The following is a 1,407-nucleotide window of genomic DNA, read 5'->3' on the forward strand; positions in this document are numbered from 1 at the left end:
TCGGGAAGGAGGCCCTCAATGTCTGTTTACGTCGGTATCGACGTACACCGCAAGCGGTCGCAGATCGCGGTGGTCGAGGACGGCGGCGCGGTGCGGGTGAACCGGAACGTCCCCAACGGGGTGGAGCCGGTGCTTTCGGTGATCGGTGATCTTCCGATCGGGGCGCCGGTCGCCTTCGAGGCCGCCTACGGCTGGGGCTGGCTGGTGGAGCTGCTGGAGGACTACGGCTTCGAACCGCATCTGGTGCATCCGCTGCGATGCAAGGCGATCGCCTCCGCGCGATTGAAGAACGACAAGGTCGACGCGGCCACCCTGGCCCAGCTGCTGCGCGCGGATCTGCTGCCGGAGGCGTGGATCGCCCCCGTGGACGTGCGCCAGCAGCGGGCCCTGGTGCGGCATCGCTGCCAGCTGGTGCGGTTGCGCACCCTGCTGCGCAACCGCGTCCACGCCGTCCTGGCGGATCACGGCTGCGACCGGCCCGGCAGCTACTTCACCGCTCCGGGCCGGGCCTGGCTGGAGGGCCTGGACCTGCCGGACGCCTCACGGCACGTAGTCGACGACCTCCTCAACCTGATGGACGCCCTCAAAGAGCCCATCGACGCCCTGGACGCGCAGCTGATCGCACAGGCGCGGGGCGAGCCCAGGGTCAAAGCGCTCACCCAGCTGCCGGGGGTGGGCACGCTCACCGCCCTGGTCATGGTCGCCGAGATCGGCGACGTCACCCGCTTCCCCTCCGCGCGCAAGCTCGCCGCCTGGGCCGGACTGACGCCTACCGTCCGTGGATCGGATCTCACCATCAGGCACGGGCACATCTCCAAACAGGGCTCGCACTGGCTACGGTGGATCCTGTGCGAGGCCGCCCAGACCGCGAAGCGGTCGCCGGAGTTCTCCGTCAGCTACCAGCGCCTCGCCCACCGCCGCGGCAAGAAGATCGCCACCACCGCCATCGCCCGCAGACTGCTCACCCGTGCCTACCACCTGCTGCGCGCCGTCCAGGCCCAGCAGGACCACCGGGGGGTGCGATGACAGCAGCCGACGACAACCGCCACAGGCGGTCGCAGACCCCGGGCGAGCTCGCAAAACCGCATGGGACGGCCTAGCGGCCGCGCCCGATGACCTGACTGAGCAACCCGGATCCCCGCACCACGGTCATGGCGCCGACCAAGGCGGTCAGACGCCGAATGGGTGTGTGTGAGACGACTCCGCCGACCACAGCCGGCACCGGGGATGACAACGACCGTATCTGCGAGCAGCCGTGACGCTTCCTCGGCGTCCCCATTGTCGACCGCCGCTCGTCGGCCTCCAGTTCGTTCGTCCTCGCCCCGCTCGTTCCTCGCGGGGCTCCGGGCGCTCCAACTGGACCCCTCCCAGGCGGCGGTCCCACAGATACACCGCGAGGAAGCCCTC

The 1,407-nt window shown here is 70.0% G+C and carries 1 protein-coding gene; it reads left to right on the top strand.

Features of this window, described 5'->3' with window-relative positions:
- Positions 1–18: 18 nt before the first annotated feature.
- Positions 19–1,026 carry an IS110 family transposase gene (locus ACFYXB_RS45985; protein WP_389591479.1) on the top strand — a complete coding sequence of 336 codons (1,008 nt, stop codon included), beginning with the start codon at positions 19–21 and terminating at the stop codon, positions 1,024–1,026.
- Positions 1,027–1,407: the final 381 nt, after the last annotated feature.

Origin of the sequence: Streptomyces sp. NPDC002619, from assembly GCF_042889305.1 — a bacterium.
In the GTDB taxonomy this organism is placed as follows: domain Bacteria; phylum Actinomycetota; class Actinomycetes; order Streptomycetales; family Streptomycetaceae; genus Streptomyces.